Source organism: Pseudomonas sp. KU26590, assembly GCF_026153515.1.
GTDB lineage: Bacteria > Pseudomonadota > Gammaproteobacteria > Pseudomonadales > Pseudomonadaceae > Aquipseudomonas.
In genome coordinates, this window is sequence record NZ_CP110644.1 from 1,144,083 (window position 1) to 1,163,261 (window position 19,179).

Annotated in this window: 5 protein-coding genes; 4 read left to right on the forward strand and 1 reads right to left on the reverse strand. The window is 60.7% G+C overall.

From position 1 onward, the window contains the following. Positions 1-62: 62 nt before the first annotated feature. On the reverse strand, positions 63-12,092 hold the full coding sequence (locus OKW98_RS05220) for a retention module-containing protein (RefSeq protein WP_265388233.1): 12,030 nt from the start codon (positions 12,090-12,092) through the stop codon (positions 63-65). A 401-nt stretch (positions 12,093-12,493) separates the two neighbouring features. On the opposite strand from OKW98_RS05220, the gene OKW98_RS05225 reads away from it, so the two are divergent. The 4 genes from OKW98_RS05225 to OKW98_RS05240 all read left to right on the forward strand — a co-directional run bounded on the left by OKW98_RS05225 (position 12,494) and on the right by OKW98_RS05240 (position 19,075). After that, positions 12,494-13,843: a TolC family outer membrane protein gene (locus OKW98_RS05225; RefSeq protein ID WP_265388234.1), complete on the forward strand. Its 1,350-nt coding sequence runs from the start codon at positions 12,494-12,496 to the stop codon at positions 13,841-13,843. A gap of 49 nt (positions 13,844-13,892) precedes the next feature. Further along, entirely contained in the window at positions 13,893-16,046 is a 2,154-nt protein-coding gene (locus tag OKW98_RS05230; RefSeq protein ID WP_265388235.1) for a type I secretion system permease/ATPase, read from the forward strand. Further along, entirely contained in the window at positions 16,036-17,409 is a 1,374-nt protein-coding gene (locus tag OKW98_RS05235; RefSeq protein WP_265388236.1) for an HlyD family type I secretion periplasmic adaptor subunit, read from the forward strand. Before OKW98_RS05230 ends, OKW98_RS05235 begins: the two co-directional genes overlap by 11 nt. A 482-nt stretch (positions 17,410-17,891) precedes the next feature. Further along, positions 17,892-19,075 (forward strand): IS3 family transposase gene (locus tag OKW98_RS05240; RefSeq protein ID WP_265388237.1). Its coding sequence is split into 2 segments (ribosomal slippage): positions 17,892-18,156 and positions 18,156-19,075, totalling 1,185 coding nucleotides; the frame shifts between segments, so codons are not numbered across the junction. The last annotated feature ends 104 nt before the right edge of the window (positions 19,076-19,179 follow it).

Sequence of the window (19,179 nt, forward strand, 5' to 3'; positions counted from 1 at the left end):
CCGGGCTGGCAACCGTCAGGGACGGCTGCCAGCACAGTACAACAGCTCTCGCGGCTCAGCTATCAGTGGTGATCGACTTTGATGGTCGGATCCGCACCGCTCACCAGCGAGTTGACCATGGCATTGCTCCAGGTCACCCCTTCCACCTTGATGTGCACATCGGCCGTGGTCGCCGCGGCAGCCGCAGAGACATTCGACGCGAACTGCCCGGTGGTGCTGACTTGCAGAATGGTGTCACGGCCATCGTTGGTGACTTGCAGGTACTTGCTGAGGGTGTCGGTGTCTTCACCTTGCAGCAGATCACGCAGGTCGATACGGTCGCCTTCGCCTTTGTTGAAGTCCTTGATCACGTCAAAGCCACCGCTGTTGGTGTCGCCCGCTTTCCAGGCGAACGTATCGGCCCCTGCGCCACCGGTGAGGATGTCGTTGCCTTTACCGCCCACCAGGATGTCGTTGCCGTTGCCACCATTGAGGATGTCGTCGCCACCCTGGCCGAACAGAATGTCGTTGCCATTGCCGCCGAGCAGGGTGTCGTTGCCGTCCTGCGACGTTGACGACGAATTGGCCAGGTGAGCCACCGCGTCCAGGTTGTTGGTCACGAATGAGTGCAGCGTCTTGTCATCGATGGTCGACACGTTCACGTGCAGGGTGTCTGCCGCGAACGCCTTGAGCGCCGTGATGCCGCCCTGGGTGTTGTAGGTGATCAGATCACCGAACAGGATGTCATTGCCGTCGCCACCGTTGAGGGTGTCGCTGCCCGGAGCGATATCTTTCTGGTCGCCCAGTACCGCTTTCGCCAGATCATCCGCGTTGACATTACTCAGTGCATGACCGTCGCTGTCGTAGTGATCAAGCGTGCTCGCCTTGACGGCCGAGTTCAGGCCGATCGCTTCGATGGTTGGCGACTGCTTCAGCAACAGGGCGTAGCCGGTGTCCGCTTCCGCCAGCACAACGCTGCTGCCGTTGGTTTCAGGTGAATTCAGGCTGTATTCATAACCGCCCTTGCCGTCGGCGTGGCTGGCAAGCGTGCCGACCAGCGCGCCGTTGCTGTTGCTGGCGTAGCTGTACACATGGCCCACGGTGTCGATGGCGACTTTGCCGTTCACCGTGTAGGTGCTGCCCAGATGCCAGCTTTCGAGGGCCGTCGCCAGCGTGATGGTCGTACCACTGACAGTGCCGAGCACGGTACTGGTGTTCTGGTAAACGTTAGGCTCGCCGTCGGTGATGAAGTAAGTGCGGTTCTCGCCTGTAGGGTTGGTGCTGTTCAAGCCGGCAAACCAGTTCGCCGTGGTCTTGAAGGCGTCTTCGTAGTTGGTTGTACCGCCCGACGTCATGGTCGCCAGTGCAGCGGCCAGGGTTTTCAGGGCTGCGGCCTTGTCAGACATATCCACGGAAACGGTAGAGCGTACGTTGGTGTCGAAATCCACCAGCAGCACGTTGATCTTGCCGGCGTTGGCCGTCTGAGCACCGTTCGCCAGTTTCTCGAAGACCGACTGCAGCTGCGTCTTCGCCGTGTCGAGGGATTTGCCCATGCTGCCCGAGCTGTCGACGATGAAGGCGATGTTATAGCTCTTGCCCTGCACGATGGTCGTGCCGCTGACGTCGCCGACGATGATGTCGCCACCGGTGGTGCCAGTGATCGGCGTCGGGTCGGTGCCGGCCAGGCCTTCACTCGAGTTGTAGGTCTGAGACTCAACGGTGACCGTGATCGCCTTGCTGTCGCTGGCGCTGGCCACGGCGCTTGGTACGCCTGGAACGTTTGCTTCGGTCGCCGTCGCTGTGACGTTCAGCGTGAACTTGCCGCTGAAGTAGTCAGGCGTGGTGATGCTCAGCGTCGACAGGTCGAACTGGCTGACATCGATCGTGTCCATCACGGTTTTGCCGTTTTCGACGTGAGTCGTCACGGTGGCCGTGTGGCCTGCGGCGTCGGTCAGGATCGAGCCGGCCGGTGCGCCGCCACTCAGGGTCGTGACGTGAGTCTCCGAACCGTCAAGGCTGTCACCGAACACCGCTTTGACCGGGCTCAGCTTGATCGCGGTGCCTTCGGTGCCGTGGTTCAGCTCGTAACCGGTGTAATAACCCTCACCGCTGCCAACCGTGCCTTCGTGCAGCGGCGAGACGTTCAGGCCGGAAGCCTTGAGGTCATCGACCGTTGCGAACAGCAGCACGTTGGTGCTGTTCAGGGCCACGGTCTGAGTGGCGCCGGTGCTGATGTTCTTGTCGACCAGGTTGATGCTGTAGTTGCCCGGACCTGCCTGGTTGTAGTGGTAGATGTCCAGGGTGTAGTAGCCGGACTCTGTCGGCGTGAAGCCCGCGCTCTGGATCTTGCCACCCGCGCCCCATGTAGCGTTGGCGGCGGTCTGGCCAGCGACGGTAATCAGCAGACTGTCGTCCGCGGTACCGGAGAAGGTGTAGGTGTGGCCGGCTTCCATGTAGACCAGACCGGACAACTTGGTGCCGGTACCGACCGCGACGGAAGCGTCCTGCGCTGCGGCGGCGACGGTGTGAGAGGTCGACGCGACGGTGGTGTTGAAGCCGGCCTTGATGGTCGCTTCGTTGGCGCCCTGACCGTTGGTGCCCATATTGGTCAGCGTCCCGACGTAGACGTCCTTGACCAGACCGGTCGACTGAACGACGCCGGTACCCAGTGTCACCAGCGGTTGGTCGGCGACAGGTGCCACGCTGATGGCGCCGGTGGCTTTGACCGAACTCGTCAGACCCTGATCGTCGACGGCCTTGTAGGTGAACGAGGTGCTGCCCGCCCAATCGGCGGCTGGCTTGAAGTACACCGTTGCAGCGTTGCCGACTGCCGCGATGTTACTCAGGCTGGTCAGCGCCACTTTACCGGCTGCATCCGCGTAGAAGGTGCCGTGTGCGGCCATGTCCACCAGGTTGAAGTGGTCAATGGTGCCATCGACGTCGGTGCCGGTCAGCTTGACCGCGATAGTGGTGTCTTCGTTGCCCGTTGCCGAAGCTGACTTGGTCACCGGCGCGTCGTTGACGGCGATCACGTTGATCTGGCTGTTGTGTACGACAGTCTGGTTATTGCTGCCGTTGGCATCAGCGTCGGTGACAGCGATGGTCACACCGCGCTGTGCAGTGCTCGGGTTATCGCTGTTGTCGGCGTAGGTGATCGACTTGATCAAGGTTTCGTAGTTGGCAACCGAAGCCTTGCCGGTCAAGTCGATGACGATGTTGCCTTTGGCGTCGTTGCTCAGCGTGTAAGTGATACCCAGATCGGTCGTGGCGCTGTTGGTGCCCTTGTAGTACTGGGACACGATCAGGTCTTCAGCCTGAATGCCGGTCAGCGTGATCTTCGCGCTGCTCAGCTGGGTGCTGTCGACGTCAGTGATGCTGAAGTCTTTGACGATCGCGATCGGCGCGCCGTTTTCGGTGTAGGTGATGCTGTCGAAATTAACGACCGGTGCGTCGTTCACTGGCGTGACATTGACGGTCAGCGGCTGTTGGGTCGTTGCCGACGGGCCGTTCAGTTCGGTGGACGTCGCGTTGACAATCAGGTCGATCTGGCCGTTGAAGTTTTCCGGTGGCGTGATGGTCACCTTGGTCAGGTCCCAGCCGTCGAGCGCTGCAGTGCCGTTGCCGCCGGCAGTTGACGTGTAGCTGTGAGTGCCATCAGTGACGACAGCACCGACTGGAACGCCGGAAACGGTCAGATGGCTCAGGCTCTCGGAACCGTCGTTATCGACCAGGGTGGTGCCAATGTTCAGGTGGATGGCCGTGTCTTCCGGGCCGGTAACCGCAGGCGCGATCACGGTCGGGGCGTCTGCAACCGCGGCCACATGGACGTTGAACGTCAGGTCTTTGCTGACCGGAGCCGCGGCGCCGTCTTGGGCGGTAGCGGTGACGGTCAGGGCAATGTCGCCGCTGAAGTTGGCAGGCGGGGTGAGCTTGAGTTTGCTCAGGTCCCAATCCGTCACGTCGGTGGCGGTAGCGCCGGCCGTGGCGTTGAAGGTGTGCGTGCCGTCGCTCAGGGAAGCGCCAACCGGGATGCCCTTCATGCTGACGGTCAGGGTTTCGGAACCGTCGACGTCAGTGGTCGCTGCCTTGATGGTCGACAGCAGAATCGCGTTGTCTTCCAGGCCGCTGTTCAGGTGCTCGGTGACGCTGATGTTGTTGACCACGCCGCCGAAGGAGTTCGCGTCGCCGGCCTTGAATTCCAGCTTCGCGCTGCCGTCTGTGGTGACCGGCACGTCGAAGGTGTAGGTCTTCAGACCCACTACAGTATTGGTCAGCGTGCCGACCAGCTTGCCGCCCCAGAAGACGTTGATCAGCGAGTTGTCGACCGCGCCTGCACGGACCGAGTAATCGAGCGAAACGGTGTAGGTCGCGCCGGCTTTTGCGTCGATGTTGGTGTACAGGTTGCTCGGGTCGCCGCTGTTGCGCTCCAGCTCCAGCACTTGGCTGTTGTTGCTGTTGCCGGCAACGCCGTAGGTGCCCGGGGTGCGGATTTCAACGGTGCCGCCGCTGTTGTCGGTGTGCCACGCGCCGCTGCCGATGTTGCCGATCACGGTCGTGGTCGCGCCGTTCACGTTCAGCGAAGCCACGGTCTGGTCGTCCACGAGGGACAGGGCAGGGGTGTCAGTGACCGGGTTGACCTTGATGGTGCCGGTCGCCGGTGTGGTGTCTGCCTGCCCCTGATTGTCGACGGCGGTGTAGGTGAATTGGGTGCTGCCGCTCCAGTCGCCGTCCGGCTTGAAGAAGACGGTTGCGCTGTTGCCGGTCGCCTTGATGACACTGGTGCCGTCCAGTGCCTGAGTGCCTGCGGCGTCGGCGTAGAACGTGCCGTGCTGCCCAAGGTTGACCAGGTTGAAGTGGTCAATGGTGCCGTCGACGTCGGTGCCTGTCAGCTTGACCGCGAGGGTGTTGTCTTCGTCGCCCGTGGCCGACGCTGGCTTGGTCACCGGCGCATCATTGACGGAAATCACGCTGATCTTGCTGTCGTGTACGACGGTCTGGTTGTTGGTGCCGTTGGCATCCACGTCGGTCACAGCGATCATCACACCACGCGGCGCAGTGCTCGGATTGTTGCTGTTGTCGGCGTAGGTGATCGACTTGATCAGGGTTTCGTAGTTGGCAACCGAAGCCTTGCCGGTCAGGTCGATAACGATGTTGCCGTTGGCGTCGTTGCTCAGCTTGTAGCTGATACCCAGATCGGTAGTACCGGTGGTGCCGTCGGTGCCGCCTTTGTAGTACTGGGAAACGATCAGGTCTTCGCCTTTGATGCCGGTCAGCGTGATCTTCGCGCTGCTCAGCTCAGTGCTGTCGACATCAGCGATGCTGAAGTCTTTGACGATCGCAATCGGTGCACCGTTTTCGGTGTACGTGATGCTGCCGAAGTTGACGACAGGCGCGTCGTTGACAGGCGTAACGGTGATGGTGCCGGTTGCCGGGGTGGTCGAAGCCGTGCCCTGATTATCGACAGCGGTGTAGGTGAACGGCGTGCTGCCATTCCAGTTGGCGTCAGGCTTGAAGTAGATCGTCGCACCGTTGTCGGTGGCGGTGATGCTGGTAGTGCCGGTCAGCGGCTGGGTGCCGGCGGCGTCCGAGTAGAACGTGCCGTTGGCAGGCGTGTTGACCAGGGTGAAGTGGCCAATGGTGCCGTCGACGTCGGAGCCGGTCAGCTTGACCGCGACGAGCGTGTCTTCGTTGCCATTGCCTGTGGCCGTGTTAACGAGCGGCGCATCGTTCACTGACGCGACGTTCACGGTCAGCGACTGCGTCGTGGTGGCCGAATCCTTGTTGGCGCCTTCGGTCGATGTCGAACTCACTTGCAGGTTGATCGAGCCGTTGAAGTCTTTCGGCGGCGTGATGGTCAGGGTGCTCAGGTTCCAGCCAGTGAGGTAAGCCTCGCCATCGCCGCCTTCAGAAACAGGGATGGAGGTGTAGCTGTGGCCGTTGCCATCGCTCAGCACCGCGCCCACTGGAATGCCGCCCACAATGACCGGTCCGAGGGACTCAGAACCGTCGGTGTCGACCAGTGCCGCGCTCAGGTCCAGCTTGATGGCGGTGTCTTCATCGCCTTGGGCGTTGGTGACAGTAACAATCGGGGCATCAGCCACCGGCGTGACATTGATCGTGCCAGTTGCTGTGTTGCCGGCTGGCAGGCTCTGGTTGTCGACAGCGGTGTAGGTGAAGTTGGTGTCGCCCGCCCAGTTGGCGTCCGGCTTGAAGTAGATCGTCGCGCCGTTGTCCGTGGCGGCGATGTTGTTCAAGTTGGTCAGCGGCTGGGTGCCGGCGGCGTCCGAGTAGAAGGTGCCGTGTGCAGGCGCAGTGACCAGGTTGAAGTGGCCAATGGTGCCATCGACATCGGAGCCGGAAAGCTTGACGGCGATGGTGGTGTCTTCGTTGCCTGCACCCGAAGCGGCGTTCACAACCGGCGCATCGTTGACGGCCACGACATTGATCAGGCTGTTGTGAACGACGGTCTGGTTATTGGTGCCGTTGGCGTCCACATCGGTGACAGCGATGGTCACACCGCGCGGCGCGGTGCTTGGGTTCTCGCTGTTGTCGGCGTAGGTGATCGACTTGATCAAGGTTTCGTAGTTGGCAACCGAAGCCTTGCCAGTCAGGTCGATAAAGATGTTGCCGTTGGCGTCGTTGCTCAGCGTGTACTTGATGCCCAGACCGGTATCACCGCTGGTGCCGCCCTTGTAGTACTGGGTGACGATCAGGTCTTCAGCCTGAATGCCGGTCAGCGTGATCTTCGCGCTGCTCAGCTGAGTGCTGTCGACGTCGGTGATGGCGAAGTTGTTGACGATCGCAACCGGTGCACCGTTTTCGGTGTAGGTGGTGCCTTCGAAGTTGACCACTGGCGCGTCGTTGACCGGCGTGACGTTAACGGTCAGCGACTCGGTGTTTGTCGCTTTCTGGCCGGTGATTTCAGTCGAGGTCGAGCTCACCTGCAGGGTGATCGGGCCGTTGAAGTCAGCCGGTGGCGTCAGGGTCAGCTTGGTCAAATCCCAGCCGTCGATGATGACTTTACCGTCGCCGGTCGGGATCGAGGTGTAGCTGTGGGTGCCGTCAGTCAGCACGCCGCCGACCGGGATGCCGCCAACGGTCAGGCCGCTGAGGCTTTCCGAACCGTCGGTGTCAACGAGAGCCGTGCCGACATTGATCTTGATCGCCGAGTCTTCAGCGCCCTGGGCGTTGGTGACGGTGACGATCGGGGCATCAGCCACAGGCGTGACGTTGATCGTGCCAGTTGCTGTGTTGCCGGCTGGCAGGTTCTGGTTGTCGACAGCGGTGTAAGTGAAGTTGGTGTCGCCTGCCCAGTTTGCGTCCGGCTTGAAGTAGATCGTCGCGCCGTTGTTGCTGGCGGCGATGTTAGTCAAGTTGGTCAGCGGCTGAGTGCCGGCAGCGTCGGAGTAGAACGTGCCGTTGGCTGGCGTGTTGACCAGGTTGAAGTGGCCAATCGTGCCGTCGACGTCAGAGCCGGTCAGCTTGACAGCGATGGTGGTGTCTTCGTTGCCTACGCTGGAAGCTGTGTTCACGGTCGGTGCATCGTTGACCGCCGTCACGTCGATTTCGCCGGTGGCGCTGCCCGACAGGTTGTTGGTGCCATTGGCATCAACGTCGGTCACTTCGATGGTCACGCCGCGTGGGGTGGTGATCGGGGCGTCACTGCTGTTGGCGTAGGTGATCGAGTTGATCAACGTCGTGTAGTCAGCGATCGACGCCTTGCCGGTCAGGTCGATGATGATGTTGCCATCGGCATCGTTGCTGAGGTTGTAGCTGATTCCCAGCGTAGTGGTGCCACTGTTTGCACCGGTGTAGTACTGGGAAACGATCAGGTCTTCAGCCTGAATGCCAGTCAGCGTGATTTTTGCGCTGCTCAGTTGGCTGCTGTCGACGTCGCCGATCTGCAGGTTGCTGACCAATGCCTGAGGTGCGCCGTTTTCGACGTAGTCAGGGTTGGTGAAGGTGACGGTTGGCGCGTCGTTGACCGGCCCGACGTTGACAGTCAGAGACTGAATCGTGGTGGCCGAGTCCTTGTTGGCGCTTTCGGTCGAGGTCGAGCTCACCTGCAAGGTGATCGGGCCGTTGAAGTCTTTCGGCGGCGTGATTGTCAGGTTGGTCAAATCCCAACCGTTGATGTAGACCGCGCCGTCGCCGGTCGGAATCGAGGTGTAGCTGTGGGTGCCGTCAGTCAACACGGCGCCCACAGGAATGCCGGACACCACGAACGGGCCCAGAGATTCCGAGCCATCGGTGTCGACCAGCGCGGTGCTCACGTTCAGCTTGATCGCAGAATCTTCATTACCTTGGGCGTCGGCAACGGTCACGATCGGTGCATCGGCCACCGGCGTGACGTTGATGATGCCGTTGGCTGGCGCGCCCGTTTGCAGGTTCTGATTGTCGACCGCGGTGTAGGTGAAGCTGGTGTCACCGGCCCAGTTGGCGTCCGGCTTGAAGTAGATCGTCGCGCTGTTGTTGCTGGCGGCGATGTTGCTGAGGTTGGTCAGCGCCTGGGTCCCTGCGGCGTCGGCGTAGAACGTGCCGTGCTCGGCCATGGTGGCCAGGTTGAAGTGGTCAATGGTGCCGTCGACATCAGCGCCGGTCAGCTTGACCGCGATGGCGGTGTCTTCGTCGCCCTGGCCCAGTGCTGCGTTGACGGTCGGCGCGTCGTTAACGGCGATCACGTTGATCTGGCCGTCGTGCACGGCGGTCAGGTTAGTGGTGCCGTTGGCGTCCAGGTCGGTGACAGAGATGGTTACGCCGCGCGGAACGGTGCTCGGGTTTTCGCTGTTGTCGGCGTAGGTGAGCGACTTGATCAGGGTTTCATAGTTGGCGACCGAGGCATTGCCCGTCAGGTCGATCACGATGTTGCCGTTGGCGTCGTTGCTCAGGGTGTAGGTGATGCCCAGGTCAGTGACGCCGGTGGTGCCACCTTTGTAGTACTGGGACACAACGAGGTCTTCAGCCTGAATACCGGTCAGCGTGATCTTCGCGCTGCTCAGTTGCGTGCTGTCGATGTCGGTGATGCTGAAGTTGTTGACCAGTGCGATCGGTGCACCGTTTTCGGTGTAGGTCACGCTGTCAAAGTTGACCGCCGGACCGTCGTTCACTGGCGTCACGTTGACGATCAGAGACTGCGTCGTGGTGGCCGAATCTTTATTGGCGCCTTCGGTCGACGTCGAGCTCACTTGCAGGTTGATCGGGCCGTTGAAGTCTTTCGGCGGGGTGATCGTCAGGTTGTTCAAATCCCAACCGTCGATGTAAACAGCGCCGTCGCCTGTCGGAATCGAGGTGTAGCTGTGGGTGCCGTCCGTCAGCACGGCGCCGACCGGAATGCCGGACACAACCAGCGGGCCCAGGGATTCGGAGCCGTCGGTGTCGACCAGCGCGGTGCTCAGGGTCAGCTTGATCGCCGAATCTTCATTACCTTGGGCGTCAGCCACGGTGACGATCGGCGCATCGGCCACTGGCGTGACGTTGATGATGCCGTTCGCGGGTGCGCCGGCTGGCTGGCCCTGATTGTCGACCGCGGTGTAGGTGAAGCTGGTGTCACCGGCCCAGTTGGCGTTCGGCTTGAAGTAGATCGTCGCGCCGTTGGCGGTGGCGGCGATGTTGCTGAGGTTGGTCAGCGCCTGGGTACCGGCAGCATCGGCGTAGAACGTGCCGTTGGCCGCCAGGGTGACCAGGTTGAAGTGGTCGATGGTGCCGTCGACGTCAGTGCCGGTCAGCTTGACCGCGATGGTGGTGTCTTCGTCGCCTTTGCCCGATGCGTCGACGACGGTCGGTGCGTCGTTGACCGGGGTGATGTCGACTTCGCCGGTGGCGCTGCCCGTCAGATTGTTGGTGCCGTGGGTGTCCACGTCAGTCACTTCGATCGTCACGCCCCGCGGGGTGGTGATCGGGGCGTCACTGCTGTTGGCGTAGGTGATCGAGTTGATCAGCGTGGTGTAGTCGGCGATCGACGCATTGCCGCTCAACTGAATGACGACGTTACCGTTGGCGTCGTTGCCCAGCGTGTAGCTGATGCCCGAGCCCGTGGTGCCGGTGTTGCCACCCTGGAAGGACGGCGAAGCGATCAGGTCTTCGGCCTGAACGCCGGTCACGGTGATCTTCGCGCCGCTCAACTGGCCGCCGTCGACGTCGCCGATCTGCAGGTTGTTGACCAGTGCCTGAGGCGCGCCGTTTTCGACGTAATCGGTGCTGGTGAACGTGACGGTCGGGGCGTCATTGACGGCGACGACGTGCACGATGCTGGTGGCCGGCACGGAATCATTCTGGCCGTCGTTCACGGTCACAGTAATGGTGCGATCAGCAACGCTCGGGTCCTGGCTGCTGTTTTGAAAAGTGATCGACTTGATCACGGCTTCGTATTCGGCAGCGGTGGCGGCGCCGGTCAGGGTCAGTACGATCTGGCCGTTGACGGTGGCCGTAGTGACCGCGATGTTCGCGTTCGGGGTGCCCACCACCAGGGTGTCGGCGTCCTGAGCGTTGGTCAGGGTGACTTTCGCGCCTTGCAGGTTCGGGCTGTCGGCGTCGGTGACGGTCAACTGGTCGGCGATCGAAACGCCGGCCTGGCCTTCGGTGAAAGTGGTTTCGCTGTTGGTGCCGTTACCGCCGCCATTCGGGTCGACAACCGGCAGAGCGTCGTTGTCAGTGATGGTGGTGGTGACGCTGCCATTGGTCGCACTGGCAACGATGTTCTCGAAGTTGCCGCCGGTGATGGCGCCGATCGCGACGGTGACGTTTTCAACGCCTTCCGGGATCGTGTCATTAAGGGTGTTCAGGTCGAAGGTGACGCTGCTGCTGTTGGCAGGAATCTTCACGCTGACCACTTGCGTGTAGTCGGTGCCGTCGGTAGCGGTGCCGCTGTAGGTCAGGTTGATCGTGACTTCGGTCTGCGCCGGGTTGCTCAGCGTAATGGTGTACGTGGCGGCCTGGCCTTCAACCACTGACTGGGTGCCGGTGATGCTGGCAACGGTGGTGTCGATGGTGTCGACGATCTGCACAACAGCCGGCGCCGTGTTTGGCACCAGATTTTCAAAGTTGCCGCCGGTTGCGCCGGTGATGGTGGTGCTGATCACGGTGTCGGTGTTGTAGACGTCATTGGCTGGCGCCGCGACGACTACCGTGCCGGTGGATTCCCCCGCACGGATGGTGATGGTCGAGCCGTCGGACAGGGTGACGTTGACCGGCGTCTGGGCCGGGTTAGTCAAGGTTGCCGTGTAGGTGATCGAAGTGCCTTCGACAGACGTCGGCGCAGCGCTGAGGCTGACCGTGGTGGTGTCGATGGTGTCGGTGATGTTAGTCACCGCAGGGGTCGTATCGGTGGTCACGACCAGGCCGCCACCGCCCGTTGTGCCGGTAATGGTAGTGCTGATGACTGAAGGGTCGATGTACGGGGTGTTGGTGTCAGCCACTTGAACAGTGGTTGAGCCCGAGGTGTCGCCGCCACGAATGACAATGGTCGACCCGTTGGACAGGGTGATCGTCAGGTCCGACGTCGGGGCCTGTGTCACGTTCGCCGTGTACACCAGCGCGCCGCCGGCTTCGGTCAGCGTCTGGGTGGCGGTAAGGCTCAGCGTGCCAGTCGGCTGCGGCGCGACGGTGTTGCCGTTGCCATTGTCGATGGCCAGGCCGTTGCTCAGCGTAGGAGGCGGCGCGGTTGTTGTCCCCAGGCCGTTGGTCGGGAAGCCGATGGTCGGATTCACTTCGCCCGCCGTCTCGGTGAGCATCACCACGCTGTGGCCGCCGCCTGCGTTGCCGCCATCACCTGGGGCTGCTTGCGGACCGGCTGCAGTGGCTTCGAGGTCTTTGGTCGGGTCGGCGCCGGCCGCGATGGCCTGCTGCAGTTCAGCCACTGACGGTGCTGCTTGGGCGGTGGCTTCGGCAAGGTTGGTAGTGGAAGCCGGTGCGTCTGCGCTCCACTGGCTGTCACGGCCGATGTCAAGTTGACGGCCGTCAGCAAGCTGCAGCGTGACTGCGCCTCCCGGGCCTGTCAGAACCTGCTCGCCGGTGAACAACCGGTCACCCTCGATGAGCACACGACGAATCCCTTCCGGGGAAACTGCGACTACTTGGCCAACAATGCTTTTGACGATGGCAACAACACTGCTCATGGGGGTGACTCTCCGAAATAACCGTTCAGTTGGTATCCATCATGCCGACCGGCCTTAACTAACGCCGCTTCATACTGGAATACGTAAAGATTCGCATTTGTTTCGATGCCAGATAACAACTTAGGGAACTAATTAAGTTGCACGTAATCTGGCGTCAATTTATTAACAGCAGGTCGGCACAGGAATTAACTTTCTGCCAAAGTATTGACCTATTCCGCGACATCCTAAACAATCGCTTCCGTAATGTCACATTGATATTTGATGAGATCGCGGATTTCTGCAGTGTGATCGCAAGCGCCCTTCAGAACACGCTCGAAACGCTCACTTTCAATGGCCATTTTTACGATGCGGCAGTGTGTATTGCTGCATTTTGAACAAGTATGTTCTCGGGAATCACCAAAATGCGTAAGCACCTCTTCACTGCTGTACCCCTTATCCTTTGTGCCGGCTTCGTCCAGGCCCAGACGCTACAGTCCGCCATGCAGAAAGCCATGGACGAGCATCCCGAGGTGCAGGCGGGCATTAATGCCCGCATCGCCCAGGACTATGCGCTCCGCGCTGCACGAGGCGGCTACCTGCCGCGTGTCGACGTCACGGCGGGCTACGGCCGGGCCGGTTCCGATACGCCAAGCACCCGTGCCTCTACCGGTCGTCACGATTACCAGACCCTGGACCGTGGCGAGTCAGCAATCCGTCTTCAGCAAATGCTGTTTGATGGCTTTGCAACAAGTAACGAAGTTGCGCGTCAACAAGCCACCGCCAATTCCCGGGCATACTCCCTGTTAAATACAACTGAACGTACGGGTTTGACTGTTGCACAGGTCTATCTGGATGTTCTTACTCAACGTGAAATGGTTCGGCTGGCCGAAGAAAACCTGAAGAGTCACGAACGTATTTACGACCAAATCAAACTGCGCACTTCTCGCGGTGTGGGTCGTATGGCCGATATGGACCAGGCCGATGCCCGTCTGGCACAGGCCCGTAACAACCTGATCACCGAACAAACCAACCTGGCCGACGCACAAACCAATTACTTGAGCGCCGTTGGTCTGGAAGCTGATCAACTTGAAGCACCGTCGCCGTTCGCGATGATGCCTGCCGATCTGAACGAAGCCCGCCGCCAGATGCTGGAAAACAGCCCGGTGCTGCGCTCGGCCGAAGCCGACATCGTGGCTGCTGAAAAGCAGTACACCTCGGCGCAGTCCAATTACTACCCGCGTTTCGATGCAGAACTGGGCCGTAATGCCGATAACAACATTGGCGGCGACGAAGGCCACAACAATGGCTGGGAAGCCATGGTGCGCATGCGTTTCAACCTGTACGCCGGTGGCAGCAACAAGGCTGACCTGCAATCCAAGTCGTACCTGTCGAGCCAGGCACTGGATATCCGCAACAACGCGCTGCGTCAGTTGAACGAAGAACTGGGCCTGGCCTGGAACGCCTACAACAACGCCAACGCCCAGGTGCCGATCGCTCAGCAATACGTCGAGCGTGCCAACAGCGTGCGTACCTCGTACCAGCAGCAATTCAGTCTGGGAGAGCGTACCCTGCTCGACCTTCTCGACAGCGAGAACGAGTTGTTCACCGCGCAACAGCGTCTGGTGCAGCTGAAGAACCTGCAGACGTACACCCAATACCGCATCAAGGCGGACATGGGCACTCTGCTGAAAAGCCAGGGCGTTGTGGCGCCGATGGCATCGGTTGTGCAGAACGATGTGAAACCGACAGTTCAGCTGCCGGGCATGAACTGATTCTTGACGGAGTCAGCTTCTTTTAACCGTTAAGAAAGAGAGTGTCAGCGTGGACTTGGAATTACCTTCGGCTCAATTAGGTCATGATCCACGCAGCCAGCACGACGATCCGCTCCTCGACGGGCTGTTGACACTCTGTGCCCTGCATCACAAGCCGGCGAGCCGGGCCATGCTGACCACCGGTCTGCCATTGCCCGACCAGCGCCTGAGCCCGGATTTGCTGCCTCGCGCCGCAGCCCGGGCGGGTTTGCAGGGGCGTTTGCTGCAACGCAAACTCACTCAGATTCCCGAGATTGCCTTGCCCGCCTTGCTGTTGCTGAAAGACGGGCGCTCTGCCGTTTTGGTCGGTTGGGAGGGCGAATCGGCCCGCCTGCTGATCAGCGAAAGCAACGGCGGCGAAGTGCTGATCGAGACCGAAACCCTGGCGCAGGACTACAGTGGTCGGGTGTTTTTCGCACAACCGCAGCATAAATTTGACGTGACCCAAGGCTCGCTCATCCCGCGCGCTCGTTCCTGGTTCAAGGACACCCTCAAGCTGTCTCGCTGGCTTTACGTCGACGCGATCGCTGCCAGCTTCGTGATCAACCTGATTGCGTTGGCTACCCCTCTTTTCGTGATGAACGTCTACGACCGTGTCGTGCCCAACCAGGCCACCGCAACCTTGTGGGTGCTGGCGACCGGTATCTGTGGCGCGTTCCTGTTTGACCTTTTGCTCAAGGGCCTGCGCAGTCTGTGCCTGGACCTGGCCGGCAAGAAAACCGACCTGATCATCTCCGCCACGCTGTTTGAACGAATCGTCGGCATGGCGATGAAGTTTCGCCCGGCGCGGGTCGGCAGTTACGCCCAGAACATCCATGAGTTCCAGGGCATGCGTGACTTCCTCACGTCGCTGACCCTGACCAGCCTCATCGACCTGCCGTTCACGCTGATCATCCTGTTGGTGATCGCGCTGCTGGGCGGGCATCTGGTGTGGATTCCGATCATCGCCTTTCCGCTGGCGCTGGGCATCGGCCACTTCCTGCAAAAGCCGCTGACCTCCACCCTCGAGCGCACCATGGCGTTGGGGGCCGAGCGTCAATCGAGCCTGATCGAAACCCTCGCCGGCCTCGACGCGGTGAAGGTCAACAACGCCGAAAGCGAGCGTCAGTATCAGTGGGAACACACCATCGGCACGCTCAGCCGTCTGGAATTGCGCGTCAAAGTGCTTTCCGGTCTGGCCATGAACATCACCCTGCTGATCCAGCAACTGGCCGGCGTGGCGATGATCTGTTTCGGCGTCTACATGATCATGGACGGTGTTCTCAGCATGGGCGGCCTGGTGGCGTGCTACATGCTCAGCGGTCGCGCCCTTGGCCCATTGGCGCAACTGTCCGGCCTGCTGACGCGTTATCAGCAAGCGAAAGTGACCATGGTCTCGGTCGATCAGATGATGGAGCTGCCGCAGGAACGCAACTTCGACGAGCGTCCGCTCAGCCGTCAGGTCCTGCAAGGCGCCATGGAATTCCGCAACCTTGAGTTCACGTACCCGAACCAGCAAAACCTGGCGCTGCGCAACATCAATCTGGTGATCCGTCCGGGCGAGAAGGTCGGCATCATCGGCCGTAGCGGTTCGGGGAAAAGCTCCCTGGCCAAGTTGCTGGTCGGGCTTTATCAGCCGGATGAAGGCTCGCTGCTGGTCGATGGCGTCGACATTCGCCAGATCGACGTCAGTGAAGTGCGCCACAACATCGGCTATGTCGCTCAGGACATTCAACTGCTGTCGGGCACGCTGCGCGACAACCTGATTTCCGGCGCGCGTTACGTGGACGACGAGATGGTGCTGCAGGCCGCTGAACTGGCCGGCGTGCATGAGTTCGCCAGCCTGCATCCCCAGGGCTACGAGCTGCAGGTGGGCGAGCGCGGGCAGAACCTGTCCGGTGGTCAGCGACAGAACGTCGCCCTGGCGCGGGCCTTGTTACTCGATCCGCCGATCCTCTTGCTCGACGAACCCACCAGCGCCATGGACAACACCGGCGAAGAACGTTTGAAGCAGCGCCTGTATGGCGTTATCGAGAAAAAGACCGTGATTCTTGTGACACACCGCGCTTCGTTGCTCAGCCTGGTTGATCGCCTGGTGGTCATCGACCGCGGCCAGATCGTGGCCGACGGCCCGAAAGCCGCCGTTATGGAAGCGTTGAAGAAGGGGCAGATCAGTGTTGCTTAAGTCAGGTCAAAACTCCGGTGGCGGCATCTTCGGCTACTTCAAGGGCTCGCCTTCGCTGGAAGGCCAGGCACTGCCGGAAGTCAAAAAGGCACTGGTGGACGACGCCCCGCGCATCGTGCGGCTGACCATCTGGGCCGTGATCCTGTTCTTCGTCTTCTTGCTGGTCTGGGCCAATTACGCCGTGATCGATGAAGTGACGAAGGGCGAGGGCAAGGCCATTCCGTCGACCAAGATCCAGAAAATTCAGAACCTGGAAGGCGGCATCGTCGCGCAGATCTACGCCCACGACGGCCAGATCGTCGACGCCGGCGCCCCGCTGATTCGCCTCGACGACACGCGCTTTGCGTCCAACGTTGGCGAAACCGAGGCTGATCGTCTGGCCATGCAGTTGCGCGTTGAGCGCCTGAGCGCCGAGGTCGATGACCGTCCACTGAACATCAGCGCCGAGGCGCGCAAGTTGGTGCCGAATCAGGCGTCCAACGAAGAGTCGCTGTACAAGAGCCGTCGTCAGCAACTGGTCGATGAGATCGGTGGTTTGCAGCAGCAATTGATTCAACGTCAGCAGGAATTGCGTGAGTTTGCCTCCAAGCAGGAGCAATACCGCAGCAGCCTGGGCCTGTTGCGCCAGGAGATCGGCATGTCCGAGCCGTTGGTGTCCCAGGGCGCGGTGTCGCCGGTGGACATCCTGCGGCTGAAACGCTCCGAGGTTGAAACCCGTGGTCAGCTGGACGGCACCACGCTGGCGATCCCTCGCGCACAAGCGGCGATAGCCGAAGTGCAGCGCAAGATTGACGAAACCCGTGGCAAATTCCGCAGCGACGCGCTGACGCAGTTGAATGAGGCGCGCACCAACCTTTCGAAGGCGCAGTCGACGGCCAAGGGCCTTGAAGACCGCGTCAACCGTACGATGGTGACGTCGCCGGTGCGCGGCGTGGTCAAGCAGATGCTCGTCAACACCGTCGGCGGCGTGATTCAGCCGGGCAGCGACATTGCCGAAGTCGTGCCGCTGGATGACACGCTGTTGGTAGAAGCGCGCATTCGTCCGCAAGACATCGCCTTCCTGCACCCGGGGCAGGAAGCAATGATCAAATTCACGGCCTACGACTACACGATCTACGGCGGGCTGAAAGGCAAGCTGGAACAGATCGGCGCTGACACCATTCAGGACGAAGAGAAGAAGAACACCTTCTACGTGATCAAACTGCGCACCGACCGCAGCCACCTCGGCACCGATGAGCACCCGCTGCTGATCATCCCCGGCATGGTCGCCTCGGTGGACATTATCACCGGCAAGAAAACCATCCTGAGCTACATGCTCAAACCCGTGCTGAAAGCCCGCGCCGAGGCGTTGCACGAGCGTTGATGGCAGAGGGCCGCGTGCTTTTTGTGGGACCGGCTTTAGCCGGGAAGGCGTCGGGTGCCACACCGGAATCTATGGTGTTCACCCAGGCCTCTTCCCGGCTAAAGCCGGTCCCACTAAAAGCGACGCGGCGCGCCCCCTAGTGCGGCAGGCTTGAGTCCGCGGGGGTCTAAACACATCCTACTGAAGCACCGCGCACCACCAGTGGGACCGGCTTCAGCCGGGAAGGCGTCGGGCGTGACACCGCAAATCTGATGGTGTTTGAACTGACCTCTTCCCGGCTAAAGCCGGTCCCACTAAAAGCGACGCGGCGCGCCCCCTAGTGCGGCAGGCTTGAGTCCGCGGGGGTCTAAACACATCCTACTGAAGCACCGCGCACTAATAGCGGGACCGGCTTCAGCCGGGAAGGCGTCGGGTGCCATGCAGTGGTCTAATTTCCCCGGACACCTCGATAAGTGGAAAATACATTTATCGAGGAGTTTTTCATGACCAGAAAACGTAACAGGTTTGATGACAGCTACAAATTGGAAGTCGTGAAGATGGTCAGGGATCAGGGCCTGACCGTTCCGCAGGTTTGCCAGGACCAGAATCTCGGTGAGACGGCCGTACGACGGTGGATCCGCCAATACGACGCTGAACAGTTGGGCCAGGCAGGGATTGGAAATCCGCTGACGGCTGAGCAGCAGCGCATTCGGCAGTTGGAGCAGGAAAACCGGCAGCTCAAGACGGACAACGACATCTTAAAAAAGGCTACCGCCTTCTTTGCCCGCGAACTGAAGTGACGTATCGCTTGGTTCGGCAACTGCAACAGAAGGCTTATCCGGTGGCGCATGTCTGTCGTTTGCTGAACGTCAGTCGATCAGGTTTTTACGAGGCCAGAAAGCGTGCAGAAGCGCCTGTTCGGTTAAGTTGCCCCGTTGTCGTGCAGCTCAAGGCAGCGTTTGCCGCGAGCGACGGCTGCTCCGGCAGCCGCCCATTGACCAGGGCTCTGCGGGCCAAGGGCATGAAAATAGGCCTCTATAAAGTCCGCCGCTTGATGCGAGCCAACGGTTTGCGCTCGGCGTGGAAACCCAAGTTTGTGCATACGACCGACAGCAAGCATGACCTGCCAATCGCCGAGAATGTGTTGAACCGTCAGTTTGAGCCGCAGGCTATGAATACCGCTTGGGTCGCCGACATTACCTACATCCGCACGCGCAGCGGCTGGCTCTACCTGGCCGTCGTGCTGGACTTGTTCTCACGCAAGGTGGTGGGCTGGGCGATGGCCCCCAACATGCCTGCAGAGCTGGTGTGCAGCGCGATGCAGATGGCCGTCGCGCAGCGTCAACCGCCGCCTGGCCTGATCGCCCACTCCGATCGCGGCAGCCAATATGCGAGTGCACTCTACAGATCGATGCTGGCCAGACACGCCATGCAGCAAAGCATGAGCCGTAAAGGTAACTGCTGGGATAATGCGGTGATGGAACGTTTCTTCCTGAGCCTGAAAATGGAGCGGGTATGGCGGCGCAATTACGCTAACCATGGCGAAGCGATACGCGACATCACTCAATACATCGTTGGGTATTACAACAACGAGCGGCTGCACTCGAAACTGGGGTACCTGCCACCGACCGTTTACGAACGGACGATGGCGTCGAAACCACCTATCGAGGTGTCCGGAATTAGTTGACCACTACACCACACCGGAAATCTATGGTGTTCACCCAGGCCTCTTCCCGGCTAAAGCCGGTCCCACTAAAAGCGACGCGGCGCGCCCCCTAGTGCGGCAGGCTT

Coding starts and splice junctions, on each gene's coding strand:
- OKW98_RS05220 (WP_265388233.1), bottom strand. CDS start 12,092: ATGAGCAGTGTTGTTGCCATCGTCAAAAGCATTGTTGGCCAAGTAGTC.
- OKW98_RS05225 (WP_265388234.1), top strand. CDS start 12,494: ATGCGTAAGCACCTCTTCACTGCTGTACCCCTTATCCTTTGTGCCGGC.